Genomic DNA, 22,222 nt, shown 5'->3' with positions numbered 1-22,222 from the left:
TTTGTATTGGAAAAAATGTGGAGTTTAAAGTATATGAAAAAACGTTATTTAAAATAAGAATGATAAATCTAAAATTAACTGAAAAATTTTTTTTAATTATACTTTTTTGTAGTTTGTTTACTTCTTTTTTATTTAAATCATTTATTAACAATGAATTAATATCAAACATACTCGTTGCTTTTAACTCATTACTAATTCTTTTATTTATCTTTCTAAGTATTAAAAATGATATAGCCAAATTTCTAATATTTATTTTTTTCCTTCTTAGAGTATTTTTATTATACATAGATTACTATGGAAAAGCGATAGTTAGTATTTTACATAGTGGCGGTGACACTGAAAGATTTTATATATGGGGCATGCTTATTTCAAAAGATTTGAGTTTAATGAATGAAATTACATATACAAGATATACAGATTTTCTGGGAATTTTATATTGGATTATTGGGGATCAAAGACTCTTTTCACAATTTATTAATGTAATTTTAGGTACGTGGTCAATTTTTGTTTTATACAAAATTCTTGATTTATTTAGTTTTAAAGATTCTAAAAAGTTGTTTTTTTTAGCTATTTATGGTTTATATCCTCAAAATATAATATTTTCTTCAATCTTATTGAGAGAAGGACTTATACAGTTCTTTTTTATTTACAGCATCTATTTTTTTACAAAATGGGTAATGACAAATGATAGAGTTAATATGTTTAAATCTATCATTTTTGTTTTGTTATCCTCACTGTTTCACTCAGGGATGATAATTAGCTTGCTGGTTTATGTTTATATATTTTTATTTTTAGACGTAAAGAAAAATAGATTTAATTATTCTTTAAAGAGATTAAGTTTATTTTTTTTATTGTTCGGTATGTCATTCGCAGTAATTGCTAATGATTCATCCATTTTAAATGGAAAATTTTCTATTTTACAGACCGATGAGAATAATCAAAGTTTGATTGAAAAATATCAATCTAATAGCGGTATAGAAGAAGGAGGATCTACTTATTTAAAAGGTTACAAAATGAATTCTGCGGTTGATTTCATAACTTTTGTACCATTAAAATTAATTTATTTTATCCTTTCTCCAATGCCATATGATGTAAGAGGTCTTGGTGATATCATTGCAATTTTAATAGATAGCTCTTTTTATTATTTTTTAATTTACAAAATCATAAGGAGTAGAAAAATTGTAACAACTAATTTTAGAATATTTCCCAAAATATTTCTTATTTTATTTTTAACCGTTTCATTAGGTTTCGCCTTAGGAACAGAAAATTCAGGAACCGCAATGAGGCATAGAGCAAAAATATATCCAGCTTTAATAATGGTCGTTGTTCTAATTGAAAGTATTAAACAAAATAAAAAATCTATTTGGGATGGCAGTAAAATTATTTAAAAATATTACAAGCAAATACGGAGATGGAATTTTATCACTTGCTGCTAATTTCATTCAAAAAGCGGCTTTTTTAATTGTCACTATATTATTAGCTCGTATTTTTGGTCCAAATCTATTTGGAAAATATGCATTCATAAAACAAGCATACGATGTTATAATTATTTTTATTTTATTCGGAGGCGATAAATCTTTAATTTACTTTTCAGCAATTAATAAAAATGATGGTTTAAATAAGCTTTTAAGTGTTATTAAGTTTGTTATATTAATTGTTATAGTGTTTTTTTTAGGAAGTATTTTTTTTAGAGATAAATTATTGAAAGACTATGATTTTTCTTATAACCTGTTTTTTCTCTTAATTTTTGCTTCAACACTTTTAATAAATTTAATTTTAACTTTTATTGAAAGTTATTTTATTGGAATTAAATCTTTAAAAACTTATTTTAAGTCAGTCATTATTTCAGCACTGTTTTATGTCCCACTATCCTATTTTTTTGGATTTAAATTTGGAATTATAGGTGTTTTTTTAGCTTTTTTAGTTCATTATCTTATACAGTTTTTTTACATTTATTTTAAAGAAGGTCGTTCTTTCGAAAACCGAGGAGTGAGTCACATAAAGAATGATTTAAAACAACTATATATCTTTTCTTTTCCTATAGGTATTGGCGAATTACTTGTTACTCTTACCGCTTTTTATACTTCAATAATTTTAATTAAGAATGCTAATTTTGAGGATTTAGGGTTATATAATATAGCAATGCGCATGGTTATGTTTATTGTTTTTATACCTAATTTACTAAATAACATTGTATTGTCTTACATATCAATTTCAAGTAACAAAGAAAAGTTTTTGTTAAAAACAGTTTTTTTAAATTTGATATTGTCGGGAATAGTTGGTTTCGTATTTTATGTTTTTTCGAAACCTATTTTTTCATTGTTTGGAGGTTATTTTGAAGAAAATTTGAACAAAGTTTTTATAAATTTAATTTTAGGGATTTTACCCTTCTGTTCTAGTTTGGTCTTGCTTCAATATTTAATTTCTATTCAGAAAAGATGGAGTTATCTTTTCTTTAGATTCTTAAGAGAAGGTTTAACAATAGGACTCTTTAGTTTTTATATAAAATTAAAATTTGAAGGGAATGCTTTACTGCTTTCAAAATGCTTTCTGTTTTCAAATTATATTAGTTTAATCTTATTAACATTATTCATTATTATTAATTATTTTTATGAAAGAAAAAAATCATTAGTTTAACATTTGAAAACATAAAAACATTGAACCTATTACGAAGTTTTTAAATGTTTCCAAAGTCCTTTTAAATTAATTATTTGTTGTTTTCTAAATCATTTAAGAAATCTAATTTATCCCAAATGCCCAAAAAACTTATTCGAATAACTACTGTACCCGATTCTTTAAGAGGAATATTAAGTGGACAACTTAAATTTATGAGTGATAAATATGACGTTATTGCAGTTTCGTCAGAGGGGCAAATGTTAAATGAAGTGAAAATACATGAAGGTGTGAGAGTTGTCCCTTTAAATATGGAAAGAACTATTTCTCCTTTTAAAGATTTAAAAGCTTTAATTCAATTATATTTTTTATTAAAAAAAGAAAAACCTTTAATAGTGCACACGCATACACCAAAAGCTGGGATTTTAGGTATGATAGCCGCAAAATTTGCCGGTGTGCCTCATAGATTGCATACAGTTGGGGGATTACCCTTGTTATTAGCAAATGGGAATAAAAGAAAAGTATTAAATTTAGTTGAAAAGGTTACTTACACATGTGCTACAGAAGTGTTTCCAAATTCTTTTGGTTTAAAAGAAATAATATTAGAACATAATTTTTGTAGTTCTTCAAAATTAAAAGTTCTTGCAAACGGTAGCTCAAATGGTGTTAATATTAAGCATTTTGATCCTTCATTATTTCCTGAAAATAAAAATAACGAATTGAAAAGTAATTTAGGTATTGATAAAAACGACTTGGTTTTTATTTTTATAGGAAGATTAGTTTCGGATAAAGGAATAAACGAAATGATTAAGGCCTTCAAAAGACTAAACAAAGAAGTTGATTTAATAAAGTTAGTATTAGTTGGCCCATTAGAATCCCATTTAGATCCTTTACAAAAAAAGACAATAAAAGAAATTGAAAGTAATAATAATATTATTAATCTTGGTCTTCAACAAGATGTTAGACCCTATTTTGCAATTGCTAACGTCTTAGTGTTTCCAAGTCATCGTGAAGGTTTTCCTAATGTAGTAATGGAAGCTGGCGCTATGGGATTACCAAGTATTGTAAGTAATATTAATGGATGTAACGAAATTATTAAAGAAGGTGAAAACGGTTGGATTATTCCGGTAAAAGATGAAGAAGCGATTTATAATAAAATGAAATATTGTATAGAAAATCCAAAAGAAGTTGGCAAAGCAGCAAATAATTCGCGTGTGTTAATAACTTCGAGATATGAACAAAAAATAATTTGGGAGGCTATATTAGAAGAATATCAAAAGCTAGAAAAATATTAAATTAATAAGAATTAAAAAAGAAATAAGGTAAACTATAATATAAATAACTAGAAATCTAACATTTAGTAAAGAATTTTTATAATTACAGTATTAGAATACTTTTACAAATTAAGTTAAAATAAAAAATTAATCATTATAATTATGAAAAGAAAAAAAATCTGTTTTGTGGTTCCTTACGTAGGCACAGCAAGGGTATTTCTTAAGAATCATATCGAAGAATTAAGCATTTATTTTGACGTTTACTTGGTTGCTAATGTTCTAGAGGAAGAAATGATTTATTTTAAGGATACTCCAATAAAAGAAATAAAGAATGTAAATATAATAAGAGGCATAACTTTAATAAATGATTTACGTTCTTTATTACATTTATGTTCTTATTTCAAAAAAATGAAGTTTGATGCAGTACACACTGTAACACCAAAAGCTGGTTTATTGGGCATTTTAGCCTCACGTTTGGCAGGTGTTCCTAATCGTATTCATATTTTTACAGGTCAGGTTTGGCATACAAAAAAAAGTGTTTCTAAACATTTATTAATGTTTATGGATCGTTTTATAGTTTGGAATTCAACTCATATTTTGGTAGATGGGCAATCTCAAAGACAATTTTTAATTAAAAATAAAATAGTTGAAGAATCTAATTCTTTTGTTTTAGGGAAAGGTTCTATTAGCGGGGTAGATACAAATAGGTTTGTTCCAAATGCCATTGTAAAAAAGGAAGTAAGGAATGAATTAGGCATAAAAGAAAATGAAGTGGTCTATATGTTTTTAGGGCGAATGAATTCCGAGAAGGGTATAAATGAATTAGCTGAAGCTTTTAATAGTTTACGTAAAAAATATGAAAATGTTCGTCTATTGCTAGTTGGAGGTGATGAAGAGAATATGACGCCTATCGTAAAACAAAAAGTAAAAGATATTGAGTCCGTTATATTTTATGGTGTTACTCCAACACCTGAGCGCTTAATACAAGCTTGTGATATATATTGCATGCCTAGCTATAGAGAGGGTTTTGGTTTAAGTGTAATAGAAGCTTCGTTATTGGAAAAACCAATAATATGTAGCGATACTTATGGCCTTATGGAAAGCATTATTGAAAACAAAACAGGCATAAGACATAAAGTAGCAGACGTTGATTCTCTATATCTTGCTATGGAGAAATTATTTAATGATAAAAATCTTGTTGTATCATTAGGTAAAGGAGGAAGAGAGTATGTATTGGAGAATTTTTCATCAAAAACCATCTCTGAAAAATGGTTAGAATTTTATTTAAAAATGTTTAATGTATAGAAAACTGTTTTTACAAGCCTTTTTGTATTTATTCAATATTAATTCCGTTTTAATAGAAGATTCAAAAAAACACCCCGTTTTTTATCATTAGTGCTTTATCGTTGCTTAAAAAATAAATTAATTGAGTAATTATGCAAAAAAATATCTTCTATACCTTAACATAACCTCAACAAAATTGTAAAAGTGTAATTTTTATTTTACCTCCTAAGATTATAAATTATGTCAAATTTTATTTGAAAAGCTTGTAATAATGACGGTTATAGCTACTAAAGATTAAGTGTATAGTTTTATTATCACTACAACATTAAAAATTAGATTAATTTTACTAATACTGAATTTTATAAATTAAGTGAACAATGAATAATAATTTAACTGAATATTTTAAAAATACAGTATCCGGTTTCCCGAATAAAGTAGCAATTGATGATAATCAAGCTACAATGTCGTTCTCTGAATTAAATAAAATTTCTGACCAAATTGCATTAGAAATAGTTTCAAAAACAAAAGATTCAAGACAACCAATTGCGGTTTATTTACCAAAAAACAGATGGTCTGTAGCCTCATTTATCGGGATTTTTAAAAGTGGGAATTTTTATATTCCTCTAGATATAAAGTCTCCCGGCGAACGCATTTTGAAAATTATTGAAACCCTAAATTCATCTTGGATAATAACAAATTATGAGCACAAAGAAAATTTGATTAACTTAGGTTATCAAGGAAATATTATTTGTATTGAAGACGTTGTTAGTAATCCAATATCAGAAGATGCGATTACAAAATTAGAGCAAATATCGAATTCAATTATCGATTTAGATCCAATTTATTCCATTTTTACATCAGGTTCTACAGGAGATCCAAAAGGGGTTCTAATTTCTCACAGAGGGGTTATCGATTTTATTGAATGGGGAATATCAACTTATGATATAACTGATAAAGCTATAATTGGCAATCAAGTCCCGTTATATTTCGACATGTCTGTCTTAGATATTTATTTAATGGTCTTTACCGGGGCAACACTTCACATTATTCCCGAAGAACATTTTGCGTTTCCCATCAAATTAATTGAATATGTAAACGAAAAAAATATAAATCTAATTTTCTGGGTGCCTTCTGTTTTGAATAATGTTTCAAATTTTGATGCTTTTTCTGTAATTAAACCTACATCATTAACTAAAATATTATTTGGTGGCGAAGCAATGCCCAACAAACATTTGAACTATTGGAGAAATAATTATCCGAATGCTTTATATTCCAATCTTTACGGTCCAACAGAAATTACAGTTATTGCTACCTATTATATTGTAAACAGGACTTTTAAAGACGATGAATCATTACCAATAGGTAAAGCTTGCAAAAACACACAAACGCTCATCTTTGCAGAAGATGGCAAACCAGTAAAAAAAGGAGAAATGGGTGAATTGCATGTAAGAGGCTCATTATTGGCATATGGCTATTATAATAATAGTGAAAAAACTAAAGAAGCTTTTGTTCAAAATCCGTTACATAATTTATATCCCGATATTGTATATAAAACAGGTGATTTAGTATATGAAAATGATTTGAATGAAATTATTTTTGTTGGTAGAAAAGATTCACAAATTAAGCATATGGGTTACCGAATTGAATTAGGAGAAATAGAAACGGCAATTTTAGGAATCGAAGAAGTAGGCAATTCATGCGTATTATACGATGATAATCAAAAAAGAATTGTAGCATTTTTTAAAAGCAAAAAAACGGGGGTTGAAATTAAAAAAGAACTTATGCTTGCTTTACCAAAATATATGATTCCAACAAAATGGATTAATATCGAACAATTTCCTTTGAATGCAAATGGAAAAATTAATCGATTGGAACTAAAAAATATGTTATAAATTGAAATATACACTTATGAAAGAAAAATATCTTGAGCAAATACAACAAGGTATTAAATGCACAAATTCTTATAGGTCTAGTGAAGATACTTTAAGTATACTTGAAGAAAGTAATACGCTAATCGATAAACAATCACATGCATTGCTTTTTGTTGAAAAAAGCCAGTATGATTTTTGGCGATTATATTTTTATATTCAAGATATTAGTAAAATTACTTGGGGTTTTTTTCAAGGAAAGAAGTTGGTAGCAGAAATTATCGTACGTGAATCTCAAAACGAAAAATGGGAACCAATAGTACAAACATTTCAAGAAAAAGGAGGATTCAAATTATACGATACGTTTATTAGATTATACAAGGATAAAATAGATATCGATGTTCAAGATGTTGATTTTAGTATGGTTGAAACACCATGCGCAGGGGATTTTTTAAAGATAAAAGAGTTATTAGAAGCTAATTTTGATGTTTATTGCGATAGAATTCCTTCTGTAGAAGAATTAGAATCTTTAGCCAAAACAACATTTGTAATCAAAGACAATGGACAAATAGTTGCCTTTTTTATAGCTGAAAAAAAAGGTGTTACTTTGGTATACAGATATTGGTTAGTTTTACAAAACTATAGAGGCAGAAAATATGGTGATATATTAATGAAACGAATTCTGACATCTGACCAAGAAATAGAAAGAATTACTTCATGGATAAGTCAAAAATTAGACTATTCAATACTTGCACACAAACGTCTTGGATTTAAAGAAGATGGATTAAAAAATTATATATTATACAAAGAATCATGAAAGAAAAAATTATTGAAATATTAACGGAGATACGCCCCGAATTTGAATTTAATGAATCAATAGCTAACTTCATGGAAGCCGGATATTTAGATTCTTTTGACATCATAAGTATTGTAGTTGATTTAGAAACTGCTTTTGATGTAAAAATTAGTGGTGCCTTAATTGTTCCTGAAAATTTCAAAAGCATTGAGGCTATTGCCAATTTAATTCAACTTTCAAAAGATGCATCTCAAGTTTAAAAACAAAAAAATAACTGGAATACTTTCTGTTTTGCCAAGTAATGAAATTCATTATTTGGACGAAATAGACAATTATAATTTTTCAGAAAAACAAAGCGTTAAACTTGGAAAAATTATGGGTTATGGAACCCAAAGAATTGTAGACAATAAAACTACGGTTTCTGATTTGTGTGTTTTTGGAATGAATTATTTATTTGACAATAAATTGCTTGATAAAGATGCTATAGGAGCTGTTGTTTTGTGTACTCAGTCTCCTGATTATTTTTTACCTGCAACATCCAACGTGATTTCAGGAAGACTGGCTTTGAGTCAAGATGTGATTTCAATGGATATAAATCAGGGTTGTGCCGGATTTGAAGTGGGCTTGATGCAAGCATTTATGTTATTAAATACAGGAAATATAAATAAAGTAGTGCTTCTGAATGCCGATGTTTTAAGTAAAAAAATTTCTATTAAAGACAGAAATAGTCGTCCGTTAGTTGGTGATGGTGCTACGATAACAATCATAGAAAATTCATCTGATGATGAGGAAATAGATATGTTTATTAAAATGGATGGAACGAGTGCATTAAGTTTACAGATTCCCGCCGGTGGTTTCAGGCTTCCATCTACACCGGAAACAGCTGAGTTGACTAAAGATGAATCTGGAAATTTACGCGCATTAGATCACTTGGTAATGAAAGGTGACGAAGTGTTTAACTTTGTCCAAACTAAAGTTCCGGAAATAATTCAGGAAATGTTTGACACGTTGAAAATTGACAAATCTTATTTTGATTATTATCTTTTTCATCAGCCTAATAAATTTATGCTGGAGAAATTAGCTGAAAAAATGAATATTCCTTATGAACAAATGCCTAATAATATTAGTCAAAAATATGGTAACGGCAGTAGTACTACCGTCCCACTAAATGTTTGCGAAAACATTGGCGAAAAGGCATTAACTGATTCGTATAAAGTTTGTTTTGGCGGGTTTGGAGTTGGTTTAACCTGGAGCGTTATCAAATGGAAATTAGAAAAATTGGATTTCTGTAAAATAATAAATTATTAAATCATTAAAAGAGCATACTACCGTTTTTATTGCCAGAGAGAATAATTAACAGCATGTAATCTTTAAAAATATATAGTAAACAGATGAAAGATTTGTATATCATTGGTGCAGGTGGATTCACAATGGAAGTTTTGTTTTTGATTGATAGATTTTACAAAAAAAAATGGAATAACATTTATATTATTGATGATAATTCAGAAAAAATTGGCTCTAAGATCAGAAATGTTGATGTTATTTCTAATGTTAATGATTTTATAGTTAAATGCAAAAATGAAGGTGATATAGAAAGAGATGCCTTAGTTACAATCAATAATCCACAAATAAGAAATACTATTGTTGCTCTTATTTTAAAAGAAAATATTAAAATTAATTTTCCAAATTTACTGGATGAAACATTAATATTTGACGAAGAATACAGTAAATTGGGGCAAGGAAATATAATAATGGATTTTGTAGGTATCACAGGTAATGTAACTATAGGTGACTTTAATATTATTGGGGCCAGAACAGGAATTGGTCATGACTCTTCAATAGGTAATTTTAACACCTTTTCACCTAGAGTTTCTATTTCTGGAAATGTAACTATTGGTAATGGTAATACATTCGGTTTAAATTCTGCCATTTTACAAAACAAAAGTATTGGAGATAATAATAACATTTGGTCTTATACAATGCTTCTAAGAAACATAAAAAATAACTGTACCTATTTTGGTATGCCTGCAAAAAAAATACAAATTTAAACTTAATTATCATGGAAGAATTTATTGAAAATTTTTACGAAATTTTAGAAGACACTGACACTAGCGAAATAAATCAAAATACAGAATATAAAAACCTGGATGAATGGGATTCTATGACTAGCCTTATGCTTATTGCTATGGTAGACGAAAAATACGGAAAACAGATAATTGGAAAAGATATTGAAGAAAGTTTGACTCTCGAAAATTTGTACGTTAGAATACAATCTAAATAATTATGACAGACGGTATCTTAAACATATCTAATGTACAAATATCCGGTTCTGTAAGTTGCGTTCCAAAGACCATAATATCTAATGTAAAAAATGAACTTTTTAATTCTTCTGAGGAAGCACTAAAGTTTGTTGAAATGACTGGAGTTAAAGAAAAAAGACATTTAGAGGAAGGTGTTTTGGTATCTGATTTATGTTTTGAAGCAGCTGAACTATTAATTAAAAAATTAGAATGGGAAAAAGATGAAATAGGAGTATTAATTATGGTGACACAAACACCAGATTATTTAATTCCTAATACTGCAATAATTTTACAAGATCGTTTAGGTTTATCAAAAAACACAGCTTGTTTTGACATTCCGCTAGGATGTAGTGGGTTTGTATATGGTGCATCCGTTATTTCATCAATGCTAACTTCTCAGGGATTTAAAAAAGGCATTTTATTAGTCGGTGATTCCTCTAGTCTTCTTGCTTATAAAGAAGATAAAACATCAGCACCATTATTTGGAGATGCAGGCTGTGCTATTGCTTTTGAATGTAAGGAAGGAAAAAATATAAATTTTAAACTTTGGTCTGATGGGTCTGGTTTTAAATCGATAATGATTCCAGATGGTGGTTTCCGAAATAGATTCTCAGAAGAATCACTACATGTCATAGAAGATGCCGATGGCAGTAAGAGAACTAAAATAAATCCTAAAATGGACGGAACGGATGTTTTTTCTTTTGGAATAACGCAAGTACCTCGTGAAATAAAATCATTTCTACAACAAATAAATAAGGACGTTTCTGATATTGATTATTTTCTTTTTCATCAAGCTAATATGTTTATGTTAGAAATGATAAGAAAAAAAGTGAAATTGGAAAGTAGCCAGGTTCCTTATTCAATTACAAAATATGGTAATACAAGTTCAGCAAGCATCCCTTTAACCTTATCATTACTTGGTGCAGGCGCAAGAAACAAAAAAATTGCGATGTGTGGTTTCGGTATCGGATTAAGTATTGGTTGTGGGTATTTTGAAACAGGTGACGTTTTCGTAAATGAATTAATTGAATATGAAGGATGATAATTTTTCTTTAATTGATAAAACAATTTTAGTAACTGGCGCTACGTCTGGTATAGGCTTTGAAATTTGTAAACAAATAGCTATTGCTGGAGGTAATTTTATTGGTATTGGAAGAAATATCGAGAAATTACAACAGTACATAGAGGATCAAAAATTAGAAGCTTCACAAGTAGTTAAGTTTGATCTAATAGAGATTGAAAACATTCATTTAATAGTAGCTGAGTTACCCATAAAAATAGATGGTTTTGTTCATTCAGCTGGCATTGCACATGTAAGTCCAATGCATTTTTTTAATTATGCCGATTATGAAACCGTTAGAAAAATTAATTTAGATAGTGTATTGGTTTTATTTACGGAACTGTTAAAGAAAAAAAAGATTAACAAAAATGCCTCTGTTGTTTTTATAAGTTCTATTTCTTCAATTAGAGGCGCTAAAGGAAACGGTCTATATGCTATAACTAAAGCAGCTTTAGATAGTATAAGTAAAGTGTATGCAAATGAACTATCGTCAAAACATATCAGAGTTAATACCATTCAACCAGGTATGGTAGAAACCGAAATGTCTAAGCAGGCAGAAAATATTTTGTCCAAAGAACTAATGGATATTGATCGGTCTAAATACCCTTTAGGATATGGAGAACCTATAGACATTGCATTACCTGTTGTATTTTTACTTTCCAACGCTTCAAAATGGATAACTGGTCAATCAATTGTTATTGACGGCGGTAGGACTTCTCTTTTGTAAATAAAGTAAAAGATAGACTATTTTCTATACTACATTTAAAAACCTGAATGTCCAAACAAAAAAACAGCATTGATGATAGAACCACTATTTTGTAATCTCGACGATAGGTCTATTGTATATCGATCTGTTTCCGATTTATTTGGAGTGTGTACTTATTTTTTAGTGGATCAGGAAAAAGTAATTATTGTTGATCCCGGAAGATTGAGTGAAGAAGTTTACCATTGGTTAGAACAATTTAAAGCTCATAAGAAAATCATTTATCTAACTCATGAACATTTCGATCATCATTATGATGTAAATAAATTGTTAGCATTTGAAAACACAGCAGCCTTTAGTATCTCTATCGACTTTGAACAAGCAATTAAATGCGGCAGAAAGAATCTGTCTTATTATTACAATACCCCGATAGAATCTGTTTTAAGTAAACAAACGGAATTTAATTTTTTTGAGATTATAGTAACACCCGGACATAGTAAATTTTCAGTTTGCTTTATGTATAAAAACATGCTTTTTGGAGGCGATACTGTAATTGAAAAAGAAAATTTAGTGCTGAAATTACCCGGAAGTAACAAGATAGATTATAAAGAATCCATTGATAAAATAAAAAATTTAACCTCAAAAAACACTATCGTTTTACCAGGTCATGGAAATTTGTTTTTATTTAATAACTGGTTTAAAATAAGTAATCAATAATAGCCCACAAGCTAAGGTTGCCGAAATTGAAGATTATATTTTTAGAGGGCCGTTTAAGCCTGAGTATTTATAGATATTAATCATTAATCTGTCATTCCCGCACAGACGGGAACCCAATAAAGAAACCCTCGCCTTGCTGTGAGTGTTTTTTTCAATCCCGTTAGGGATGCTATATTGGTAACCCTCGCTACCGCATGAATCCCTTTGTGTGGTCTCCACCCCTAAAAAACCACCAAAATCCCAACAACCACAATAGCTAGACCCAACTTTGTAACTACACCTCCTCACCTTGTAACATCGCCTCCTCACTTTGTAATACGACCTCCTGAACGTGTAACATCACCTCCTCACTTCATAACTTGACCTCCTCACTTTGTAATACGACCTCCTCACTTTGTAACATCGCCTCCTGAACGCGTAACATGACCTCCTGAAGTCATAATTGCCCTTCCTGATTTTATAATTTGCCCTCCTCACTTTATAACTGCCCTTCCTCACTTTATATTTCGGCTCCTCACCTCATAACTAGCTAACAGTCAATTCTTAAATTTAGCTTAAGTGTTTATTTCTTACACTTTTTGGCATGCACATTGTTTTAAGGAAAAATAGTATTAACCATTAAAAACGAGAAATTATGAACTCAAAATCCAGAGCTTCTTTCAGCTCACGTTTAACAGAAGGGGAAAAACTAATTGAGTACCTAAACACGTTCACCAACTACAACCCAGGTGAGGCAGAGCTCACAGCTGCTGCTTTTCAAACTCAAACTACCGAACTACACGCAGTGCAGGAAGAACACACTACAAAACACTTCGATTACTCTAAAGCCGCTTTAGACCGTCGCAAGTTGTTCGACAAAGACGACGAATCCATCTCAAAACTCCTGCCTCCAATACGGGCAAATGTTCGCGGTAAATTAGGAAGCGATTCACAGCAATACCATGACATTAGAACATTAGTATTAAAGATACGAGGACAAGGAAGAAGAATAAACATCACCGAAAACTCAAAAGAAACTACCATAAGTCGTTCCGAAAAATCATATGGTAGCCAATTAATCTACTTTGGAGATATAATAACACTCCTAACAAAATTCGGCGACAATTATAAGCCAATTAATGATAAAATATCCCTTTCTAAATTGCAGGATTTATTAAACAATGCAACGTTCGCTACTAACAATGTTTCACAAAAACTAGCGGTATACAAACCCCTAATTGCATCAAGACAAAAGGGCTTCATACAACTTTCAGCAACCGCCAAGAGAATAAAAGATATGATACTATCGCAATACGGTCTTGATTCAAACGAATACAAAATGGTAAAAGGATTAAACATCTAAATCTTTACTTCCAAACCTAACCGGTCTAAAAACAAAAAACCCGAATCATCACTGAATCGGGTTTTTTACTATTCTAAATAAATCTAATCCTTATGCTTCAAACGGAAGTATAGAAACATATGATTTATTATCTTTTTTCTTTTGGAACTGAACAACTCCATCTACTCTTGCGTGTAGTGTGTGATCTTTACTGATGTAAACATTTGCACCTGGATTGTGTTTAGAACCTCTTTGTCTAACAATGATGTTACCTGCAATTGCAGCTTGTCCACCATAAATCTTAACGCCTAAACGTTTTGATTCTGATTCTCTACCATTCTTAGAACTACCGACACCTTTCTTGTGAGCCATGACGTATTAGTTTTATATTGTTATTATTCTTGAGTATCTTCTTTTTTTGCTTTAGGAGCTGCCTTTTTTGGAGCTGCTTCTTCTGTTTTTTCAGCTTTAGGAGCTTTTGCTTTTTTAGGAGCTTCTACTTCTTCCGTTGCTGCTACAGCTTTTTCTGCTTTAGGCGCTGCTTTTTTACCTCCGGTTGCAGATATACCTTCAATCAAAATTTGTGTTAGGTATTGTCTGTGTCCGTTTCTTTTCTTGTACCCTTTTCTTCTTTTCTTTTTGAAAACGATAACTTTGTCTCCTTTTAAGTGTGATAACACTTTGGCTTCTACTGAAGCACCTTCTATAGCTGGGGCGCCTAAAGTAATGCTACCATTATCGTCTAATAAAAGAACTTTGTCAAAAGATACTTTTGAACCTTCTTCATTAGCCAAACGGTGAACATAAACCTTTAAGTCTTTGCTTACTTTGAATTGTTGCCCTGCTATCTCTACGATTGCATACATAACGTTACTATTTAGTTAATTTTTTTAAGTGGGCAAATATACGACTATTTTCTACACACGCAACCCTTATGTAAAAAAAATTCAGTGTTAAAAATCAAGCCATTAGGACCCGTAAATAATTTTATCACAATAAAGAAAAAAAACTACTTTTGATGTAACAAAATTTAAGGTTAGTTTACTAACGAAACAATCAACTGAAAAAATTTAATTTTTTATGAAAAATTCATTAATCGCTTTAAGTTCAATGCTTATGCTTGGAGGAGTAGCTCACGCCCAAAAGGTCGCTTTTGAGGAGTACGATTTGCCAAATGGTCTTCATGTAATTTTACACAATGACCCATCGGCACCTGTTGTAATTACCTCTGTTATGTATCATGTAGGTGCAAAAGATGAAAATCCGGAAAGAACTGGATTTGCACACTTTTTTGAACACTTATTGTTCGAAGGAACCGAAAACATCAAACGTGGTGAATGGTTTAAAATTGTAACTTCTAACGGAGGAACTAACAACGCCAACACCACAGAAGACAGAACCTATTATTTTGAAGTTTTCCCTTCAAACAACACACAGTTAGGTTTGTGGATGGAATCAGAAAGATTAATGCATCCGGTTATCAACCAAATTGGTGTTGACACCCAAAACGAAGTAGTAAAAGAAGAAAAAAGACTTCGTGTTGACAATCAACCTTACGGACAATTGATTGCCGAAGTAAAGAAAAATATGTTTAAAGTGCATCCATACCGTTGGGCAACTATCGGTTCAATGGCACATTTAGATGCTGCAAAACTAGAAGAGTTTCAAGCATTCAACAAAAAGTTTTATTCTCCAAACAATGCGGTTTTAGTAGTAGCTGGTCAAATTGATATTGCGCAAACTAAAGAGTGGATTAATAACTATTTTGGACCAATTCCAAGAGGTGTTGAATTGAAAAAAGAAACTTTCGTTGAAACACCAATCACCGAAACTATTCACGCTACTTTCGAAGATCCAAACATCCAAAAACCAATGGTGGTTGCTGCTTACAGAATTCCATCTATGAAAACGCGTGACGCCAGAGTTTTAGATATGGTTTCTACTTATTTAAGCAATGGAAAAAGCTCTAAATTGTACAAAAAAATTGTTGACGATAAGAAAATGGCTTTACAAATTGGAGCCTTCAATTACGCTCAAGAAGATTATGGACAATACATCCTTTACGGAATGCCACAAGGTGATTTCACTTCAAATGATTTAATCAAAGAAATTGATGAAGAAATCGTAAAACTTCAAACCGATTTAATTTCTGAAAAAGATTTTCAAAAATTACAAAACATCAACGAAAGCAATTATGTAGATGCTAATTCAAGCATTGAAGGTGTTGCAGAAAATTTAGCTACCTATTATTTATTGTATGGTGATGTGAACTTAATCAACACGGACATAGACATTTTACGTTCTGTAACTCGTGAAGAAATGAGAGCTGCAGCTAAAAAATACTTAAATCCAAACCAACGTTTGATTTTGGATTATGTACCTGCAAAAGACAAAGCTGAAAACAAACAATAAACCGTAAGAAAATGAAAAAATCAATTATAGTATTATCAAGCTTGTTTTTAACTCTAATTATGCAAGCACAAGACAGAACACAACCAAAACCTGGTCCGGCTCCAAAAATCAACATTAAAAAACCTGAAACTTTTTCGTTACCAAACGGATTAAAAGTATTGGTTGTTGAAAACCACAAACTTCCAAGAGTTTCTTATAGTTTAACTATTGACAATACCCCTTATGCTGAAGGCAACAAAAAAGGAGTTGACGATTTAACCAGTAGCTTAATCGGAAACGGTTCAACAAAAACAGCTAAAGATCCTTTCAACGAAGAAATCGATTTCCTTGGCGCCAGCATTAACTTCTATTCTTCTGGTGCATCAGCAAGCGGATTGTCGAAACACGCCAAAAGAATTATGGAATTAATGGCTGAAGGTGCTTTGATGCCAAACTTTACCCAAGACGAATTTGACAAAGAAAAAGACAAACTTATCGAAGGCCTAAAAACACAAGAGAAAAGTGTAACCGCTGTTGCTGGTAGAGTTGAGAAAGTATTAGCTTATGGAAGAAATCATCCTTCTGGAGAATATTTATCTGAAGAAACCATTAATAATGTTTCTCTTGCAGATGTAAAAGACAATTACAGAACCTATTTTGTTCCGGAACATGCTTATTTAGTAGTTGTTGGAGATGTGAAAACTAAAGACGTTAAGAAATTAGTCGAAAATCTTTTTGGTTCATGGACAAAAGCTACTGCACCAAGATTGACTTATTCTAATCCAAGTAATGTACAATATTCTCAAATCAACTTTGTGGATATGCCAAATGCTGTTCAATCTGAAATTACTATTTTAAATACGGTAAATCTTAAAATGACCGATGCTGATTATTTCCCGGTAATTTTGGCCAATCAAGTTTATGGTGGTGATTTTAACAGCTACTTAAATATGAATTTAAGAGAAGCTCACGGCTGGACATATGGTGCACGTTCAGGAATAGGTTTCGATAAAAATGTATATAGTGAATTCAGAGCGAATACGCAAGTAAGAAATGCAGTAACAGACAGTGCTGTTGTTCAGGCTTTGAAAGAATTAAAAAGAATCAGAACCGAAAAAGTAACTGACGAAGTTTTGAATAACGTAAAAGCAGGTTATGTTGGGAAATTTGTAATGCAAGTTGAAAAACCAGCCACTGTGGCACGTTATGCTTTAAACATTGAAACAGAAGGTTTGCCAGTAGATTTTTATGAAAACTACATCAAAAACATCAACGCAGTTACACCTGATGATGTAATGCGAGTTGCTAATAAATATTTCTTAGCTGATAATGCAAGAATATTAGTCGTAGGAAAAGGTTCAGAAGTAATTGCCGGATTAGAAAGTACAAAAATTCCAATGTTCTATTTTGATAAATTCGGAAATCCTACAGAGAAACCTGCAATGAAAAAACCAGTTCCTGCCGGAGTTACCGCAAAAACAGTAATCGATGCTTATGTGACTGCCATTGGTGGAGATAAAGCGGTGAAGGCGGTGAAATCTATAGCTTACACAGGTTCTACAACTATTCCTCAGGCTCCAATGCCTTTATCTTTTAGCTCAAAAATAGATTCAAAAGGAAGAATGGCAGTAGAACTTTCTATGGCTGGTATGGGTTCAATAATGAAACAAGTGGTAAACGGGAATACAGGATATATGATGCAACAAGGTCAGAAAAAAGTTTTAGAAGGTGAAGAACTAGCTAAAATGAAAGAAAGTGCCGTGTTGTTTAATGAAACATTATTAGCCTCAAAAGCTGGCGTTACTGTTTCAGGAATTGAACCAATGGATGGTTCTGATGCATATGCCGTTGTTGATGGAGATACTACTTACTATTTTGATGTGAAATCTGGTTTGAAAACTGCTGAAGCAACTACTGATGATAAAAGCGGACAAAAAACAACTAGAGTAACTAACTTCAAAGATTATAGAGCTGTTAAAGGAGTAAAAGTGCCTTTCAACACTATAATGAATGTTGGTTTTGAATTAGACATCAAAATGAGTGATGTTAAAATCAATGAAGGCGTTTTAGATACAGATTTTCAATAAATAATTGAAATCATTTTATAGTAAAAGCCTCGATTTATCGGGGCTTTTTTTATTTCTTGTTAGCAAGATAAACACCTATCAATATAATAAAGGCTCCGAAGAACTGTAATGGTGTGAGCATTTCATTATCGAGAATGCCCCACATAAAGGCAACAATCGGAATCAAATAGGTAACCGATGAAGCAAAAACCGGAGAAGAAATTTGAATTAATTTATAAAAAATAACATTGGCCACACCAGTTCCAACAATACCAAGAATCATCACAAAAAACATCGCGTGATGTGTGGAAGGCAAATTTATTTTGGAAGTAAAATCGGTTAAACATAAAATCACTATCGCCGGAACCAGCATCACTAAAAAGTTTCCGGTGGTTATACTCAACGGCTTAACATCAGAGAGGTATTTTTTTATCAGATTAACATTCGTGGCATAACAAATCGTTGCTATTAATACAAAAACAGCATACGAATAATCCTCAGAAACGCCTTGAGCTTTTCCATTAAATATCAAAACCGCAGTGCCAATTAATCCGATGATGATTCCGAAAATCTGATTTCTTCTGAAATTTAAACCAAACGCTATGGCGCCAAGAATTAAAGTATTCAAGGGAGTAAGTGAATTTAAAATCGAACAGATAGAACTACTGACTTTGGTTTCGGCAATGGCAAAAAGATAAGCGGGAATAAAAGTGCCAAACAACGAAGTCAAAGCAATATATTTCCATTGGTGCTGCGCAATTAATTTCAAACTGTTAAAACCAATGATTAAAAGAAAAACAGCGCAAAAAATGATTCGCAACGAACCCAACTGAAACGGATTCAATCCGTCTAATCCTTTTTTAATTAGGATAAAAGAACTTCCCCAAATCAGGGCAAGTGTTATCAGAATAACCCATTTTAACTGCTGTGCTTTCATAACTATTTTTGAATGCTTCAAATTTTGTAATTATTTTAAGAATAATCACTTTTATTTTTTACTAATTTTGTTCCTGATTAAAATAATCACAACTAATAAATTCTCAAATCATGAATTTTACTAAATCACTATTAACTATTGGTCTTGTTTCCACCTTACTGTTTAGCTGTAAAGACACAGCAGGCAAACCCGTTGCTGGAACAGATGAATCGAATACTAAAAAAGAAGTTGCTGTTGCTGCAAAACCGGAAACAGCAAGTTTTAAAATTGAAGGAATGACTTGCGCTATGGGTTGTGCCAAAACCATCGAAACAAAATTATCAAAAATGGATGGGGTTCAAAAAGCAACTGTTGATTTTGATAAAAAAGAGGCTACTGTCGAATTTGATGCAGCCGTCTTATCTACAGAAAAATTAACCAAAGCTGTAGAAACTACTGGTGATGGCGAAACTTACAAAGTTTCTGAAATGAAAACTAAAGGAAAAGTATAATCACAATATATATCGAAAAAGGAACTCAATGAGTTCCTTTTTTATTTCCACTTAATTGTTTCTAATAAACGCTGCATATCATTTTTGACGTAATCAGCCGCAGGCATAATCGAATCAAATTTGGGTTTAGCATAAAAATATACGGAACCTGTTACAAAATGTTTGATGCTATCGGTAGCATAAAATTGTGCATTGGTTGCTGCATTTCCATCAACGCGATAAAACATTCCATACACTTTTTTGTCAGCGTTTATAAAAGGTTGTTCCAAAATATCATCTGCTTTTATAACATGTTCGTAGGTTAGTTTTTGTGCATCTCGCAATAATTTATTGATATCGCCGTTTACCGTCTTATAAGTCAAATAAATTGTCGCTTTCATTTTGGGATACTCAATCGAAAAGCCACAATTTTTATCTTCTTTGATTACGGCTTCTTCATTCATTTCAAATTCAAATGGACAATGATTGCTAAACGAAGCATATTTAGCAACCGGATAATCCAATCGCAATTGACTTGCAGGTTTGGGCAAAACGTCATCTTTACAACTGATGACAAGAACCAAAAGCAATTGTGTTGCTAAAAAATAGCTGGTTTTTTTTATCATTTTTAACTTATTCGAGCGTTACTTTTAATTGTTTTATTCTTTTTTTATCGACAGCTTCAATGGTGAAATGTACATTTGAAAAATGGATTTTCTGACCCTTTTTAGGGAAATTGCCCAAATTTTCTAATATAAATCCGGCTAATGTTTCGGCTTCCCCTTTGCTGTTTTCGAACAGTTCTTCATCAACATCAACAATTCTGTAAAAATCCTTGAGGTTGATCTTGCCTTCAAAAAGAAAATTCTTGTCGTCTATTTGCGAAAAACTCAGGTTTTCATCATCAAACTCATCCGAAATATCGCCAACAATTTCTTCAATCACATCTTCTAACGAAACCAAACCCGAAGTTCCTCCGTATTCATCAACCACAATGGCTAAATGACTTTTTTTACTTTGGAATTCCTTTAATAAATCGTCGAGCTTCTTGTTTTCGGGAACAAAAAAAGGTTCCCGTATTAGTTTGTTCCAATCGAACTCTTTTTTATTAATATGTGGAATCAAATCTTTAACAAATAAAACACCTTCAATATGATCAATGCTTTCTTTGTACACTGGAATTCGGGAATAGCCTCTATCAACTATTTTATTGTAAATCTCAGCAAAAGTTTCTTCCATTTCGAGTGCAAAAATATCAATTCTTGGACTCATGACTTGCTTTGTATCTGTGTTTCCAAATGAGACAATTCCTTCTAATATTTTTTGTTCTTCCGAAGTTGTGTCTTCTGTTGAAGTTAATCCTAAAGCCTGTGATAATTGATCTACCGAAATATTTGATTTCTGTTTCCCTAATTTTTCATGCAGAAAAACACTTACTGCTCGCATTGGCAAACTAATTGGCGAGAGTAGTTTGTCTAAAAAAGTCAACGGATTTGCCACAAACTTCGAGAACTTAATATTGTTTCTGCTAGCGTAAATCTTGGGTAACACTTCTCCAAATAAAAGAATAAGAAAGGTTATCAGTAAAACTTCAACAAGAAACTTTAGAATTGGTGATGCTATTCCTGAAAATATATTGTTCCCCACAAAAGAGAAAATTATCACAACGCCTATATGACTAAAATTATTAGCTACCAAAATGGTTGCCAAAAGTTTCTTTGGTCGTTGTAGTAATTTCGAAATTAAGTTAGCTTTTGAAGTATCTTCTTCCGATAAGGTATTTAAGTCTTGCTGTGTAAGCGAAAAAAGCGCCACTTCTGCAGCAGAAACCATGGCTGAACAAAATAAAAGAAATGTAATGGCTATAATTCCAAAAAGTAAATTGGTATCTATAGTTGCGAAAATAGTAGTACTGGGCTCTGGGTCCAATGAAGTAGAGATTAGTTAAACAATATCAGAACGGTAAATCGTTTTCGGGTGCTGCCGGATTTGGCGCTTCAAAATTAGTTCCTTTTGGTTCTAAATTTTGCGTAGTTTTTAGTCCGTCAACCTCTTTTTTGGTAGTCAAAAATGTAAATTCGGTCACTTGTATTTCGGTTGTGTATTTTGTTGTCCCGTCTTCGGCTTGCCATTGGCGCGATTTTATTCTGCCTTCAACAAATATTTTATCTCCTTTTGACAAATACTTTTCACAAATTTCAGCAGCCTTATTTCTAACTACTAAATTATGCCATTCGGTAGAGGTGATTTTTTCGTTGGTTTGTTTGTTGATATACACTTCATTGGTAGCTAATGGAAAACGGCCGATACAATTTCCGCCATCAAAATAATGCATCTTTACGTCGTCACCAAGATGACCAATTAACATTACTTTATTTAAGGTACCATTCATTTTTCAACTAAATTTAGTTCTTTCAAATTT

General features: G+C 31.2%; 23 protein-coding genes. 17 read left to right on the top strand and 6 right to left on the bottom strand.

Annotated features, from left to right (window positions below; all coding sequences use genetic code 11):
* Positions 1–17: 17 nt before the first annotated feature.
* The 14 genes from QWY90_RS01835 (at position 18) to QWY90_RS01770 (ending at position 13,957) form a co-directional block, all read left to right on the top strand.
* Positions 18–1,388: a hypothetical protein gene (locus QWY90_RS01835; protein WP_290284117.1), complete on the top strand. Its 1,371-nt coding sequence runs from the start codon at positions 18–20 to the stop codon at positions 1,386–1,388.
* Positions 1,369–2,637: an oligosaccharide flippase family protein gene (locus tag QWY90_RS01830; protein ID WP_290284116.1), complete on the top strand. Its 1,269-nt coding sequence runs from the start codon at positions 1,369–1,371 to the stop codon at positions 2,635–2,637. Before QWY90_RS01835 ends, QWY90_RS01830 begins: the two co-directional genes overlap by 20 nt.
* Before the next feature lie 116 nt (positions 2,638–2,753).
* On the top strand, positions 2,754–3,908 hold the full coding sequence (locus QWY90_RS01825; protein ID WP_290284115.1) for a glycosyltransferase family 4 protein: 1,155 nt from the start codon (positions 2,754–2,756) through the stop codon (positions 3,906–3,908).
* Positions 3,909–4,049: 141 nt separating this feature from the next.
* A complete protein-coding gene (locus QWY90_RS01820; protein WP_290284114.1) occupies positions 4,050–5,192 on the top strand; it encodes a glycosyltransferase in 1,143 nt (380 codons plus the stop codon).
* 356 nt (positions 5,193–5,548) lie between these two features.
* Positions 5,549–7,063, top strand: a complete 1,515-nt coding sequence (locus QWY90_RS01815) for an amino acid adenylation domain-containing protein (protein ID WP_290284113.1) — start codon at positions 5,549–5,551, stop codon at positions 7,061–7,063.
* 16 nt (positions 7,064–7,079) lie between these two features.
* A complete protein-coding gene (locus QWY90_RS01810; protein WP_290284112.1) occupies positions 7,080–7,856 on the top strand; it encodes a GNAT family N-acetyltransferase in 777 nt (258 codons plus the stop codon).
* On the top strand, positions 7,853–8,095 hold the full coding sequence (locus QWY90_RS01805; RefSeq protein ID WP_290284111.1) for an acyl carrier protein: 243 nt from the start codon (positions 7,853–7,855) through the stop codon (positions 8,093–8,095). The genes QWY90_RS01810 and QWY90_RS01805 overlap by 4 nt, the downstream gene beginning before the upstream one ends.
* On the top strand, positions 8,079–9,143 hold the full coding sequence (locus QWY90_RS01800) for a 3-oxoacyl-ACP synthase III family protein (RefSeq protein WP_290284110.1): 1,065 nt from the start codon (positions 8,079–8,081) through the stop codon (positions 9,141–9,143). Before QWY90_RS01805 ends, QWY90_RS01800 begins: the two co-directional genes overlap by 17 nt.
* 83 nt (positions 9,144–9,226) lie before the next feature.
* The gene (locus QWY90_RS01795) at positions 9,227–9,883 is read left to right on the top strand and encodes a PglD-related sugar-binding protein (protein ID WP_290284109.1); all 657 of its coding nucleotides are present in this window, start codon (positions 9,227–9,229) and stop codon (positions 9,881–9,883) included.
* An 11-nt stretch (positions 9,884–9,894) separates the two neighbouring features.
* Entirely contained in the window at positions 9,895–10,116 is a 222-nt protein-coding gene (locus QWY90_RS01790; protein WP_290284108.1) for an acyl carrier protein, read from the top strand.
* Between the two features lie 2 nt (positions 10,117–10,118).
* Positions 10,119–11,177, top strand: coding sequence for a ketoacyl-ACP synthase III (locus QWY90_RS01785; protein ID WP_290284107.1), 1,059 nt, complete (start codon positions 10,119–10,121; stop codon positions 11,175–11,177).
* Positions 11,167–11,922, top strand: a complete 756-nt coding sequence (locus QWY90_RS01780) for an SDR family NAD(P)-dependent oxidoreductase (protein ID WP_290284106.1) — start codon at positions 11,167–11,169, stop codon at positions 11,920–11,922. Before QWY90_RS01785 ends, QWY90_RS01780 begins: the two co-directional genes overlap by 11 nt.
* Positions 11,923–11,994: 72 nt before the next feature.
* Positions 11,995–12,615 carry an MBL fold metallo-hydrolase gene (locus QWY90_RS01775; RefSeq protein WP_290284105.1) on the top strand — a complete coding sequence of 207 codons (621 nt, stop codon included), beginning with the start codon at positions 11,995–11,997 and terminating at the stop codon, positions 12,613–12,615.
* 634 nt (positions 12,616–13,249) lie between these two features.
* Positions 13,250–13,957: a hypothetical protein gene (locus QWY90_RS01770; RefSeq protein ID WP_290284104.1), complete on the top strand. Its 708-nt coding sequence runs from the start codon at positions 13,250–13,252 to the stop codon at positions 13,955–13,957.
* A 90-nt stretch (positions 13,958–14,047) separates the two neighbouring features.
* On the opposite strand, the gene rpmA is transcribed toward QWY90_RS01770, so the two are convergent.
* On the bottom strand, positions 14,048–14,308 hold the full coding sequence (rpmA, locus tag QWY90_RS01765; RefSeq protein ID WP_290284103.1) for a 50S ribosomal protein L27: 261 nt from the start codon (positions 14,306–14,308) through the stop codon (positions 14,048–14,050).
* A 23-nt stretch (positions 14,309–14,331) separates the two neighbouring features.
* Positions 14,332–14,802, bottom strand: coding sequence for a 50S ribosomal protein L21 (rplU, locus tag QWY90_RS01760; RefSeq protein WP_290284102.1), 471 nt, complete (start codon positions 14,800–14,802; stop codon positions 14,332–14,334).
* A gap of 214 nt (positions 14,803–15,016) precedes the next feature.
* Between rplU and QWY90_RS01755 the strand changes: the two genes are divergently transcribed.
* Together QWY90_RS01755 and QWY90_RS01750 are read left to right on the top strand one after the other, a co-directional pair.
* Positions 15,017–16,348: a M16 family metallopeptidase gene (locus QWY90_RS01755; protein ID WP_290284101.1), complete on the top strand. Its 1,332-nt coding sequence runs from the start codon at positions 15,017–15,019 to the stop codon at positions 16,346–16,348.
* A gap of 11 nt (positions 16,349–16,359) precedes the next feature.
* Entirely contained in the window at positions 16,360–18,414 is a 2,055-nt protein-coding gene (locus QWY90_RS01750) for an insulinase family protein (RefSeq protein ID WP_290284100.1), read from the top strand.
* Positions 18,415–18,463: 49 nt separating this feature from the next.
* On the opposite strand, the gene QWY90_RS01745 is transcribed toward QWY90_RS01750, so the two are convergent.
* Positions 18,464–19,330, bottom strand: coding sequence for a DMT family transporter (locus QWY90_RS01745; RefSeq protein ID WP_290286915.1), 867 nt, complete (start codon positions 19,328–19,330; stop codon positions 18,464–18,466).
* A 110-nt stretch (positions 19,331–19,440) separates the two neighbouring features.
* On the opposite strand from QWY90_RS01745, the gene QWY90_RS01740 reads away from it, so the two are divergent.
* Positions 19,441–19,821, top strand: coding sequence for a heavy-metal-associated domain-containing protein (locus QWY90_RS01740; protein WP_290284098.1), 381 nt, complete (start codon positions 19,441–19,443; stop codon positions 19,819–19,821).
* A gap of 41 nt (positions 19,822–19,862) precedes the next feature.
* Here the strand turns inward: QWY90_RS01740 and gldD are convergent, their stop codons facing one another.
* From gldD to QWY90_RS01725, 3 genes are read right to left on the bottom strand one after another with little or no spacing between them, the layout of a single operon-like run.
* Positions 19,863–20,426 carry a gliding motility lipoprotein GldD gene (gldD, locus tag QWY90_RS01735; protein ID WP_290284096.1) on the bottom strand — a complete coding sequence of 188 codons (564 nt, stop codon included), beginning with the start codon at positions 20,424–20,426 and terminating at the stop codon, positions 19,863–19,865.
* Between the two features lie 7 nt (positions 20,427–20,433).
* Positions 20,434–21,729: a gliding motility-associated protein GldE gene (locus QWY90_RS01730; protein WP_290284095.1), complete on the bottom strand. Its 1,296-nt coding sequence runs from the start codon at positions 21,727–21,729 to the stop codon at positions 20,434–20,436.
* Between the two features lie 25 nt (positions 21,730–21,754).
* Positions 21,755–22,192: a single-stranded DNA-binding protein gene (locus QWY90_RS01725; protein WP_290284094.1), complete on the bottom strand. Its 438-nt coding sequence runs from the start codon at positions 22,190–22,192 to the stop codon at positions 21,755–21,757.
* Positions 22,193–22,222: the final 30 nt, after the last annotated feature.

The sequence above is a fragment of the Flavobacterium paronense genome (genome assembly GCF_030409795.1).
Taxonomy (GTDB): domain Bacteria; phylum Bacteroidota; class Bacteroidia; order Flavobacteriales; family Flavobacteriaceae; genus Flavobacterium; species Flavobacterium paronense.
The sequence above is the reverse complement of the archived record's forward strand: the minus strand, read 5'-3'. Positions and strand labels throughout refer to the sequence as shown.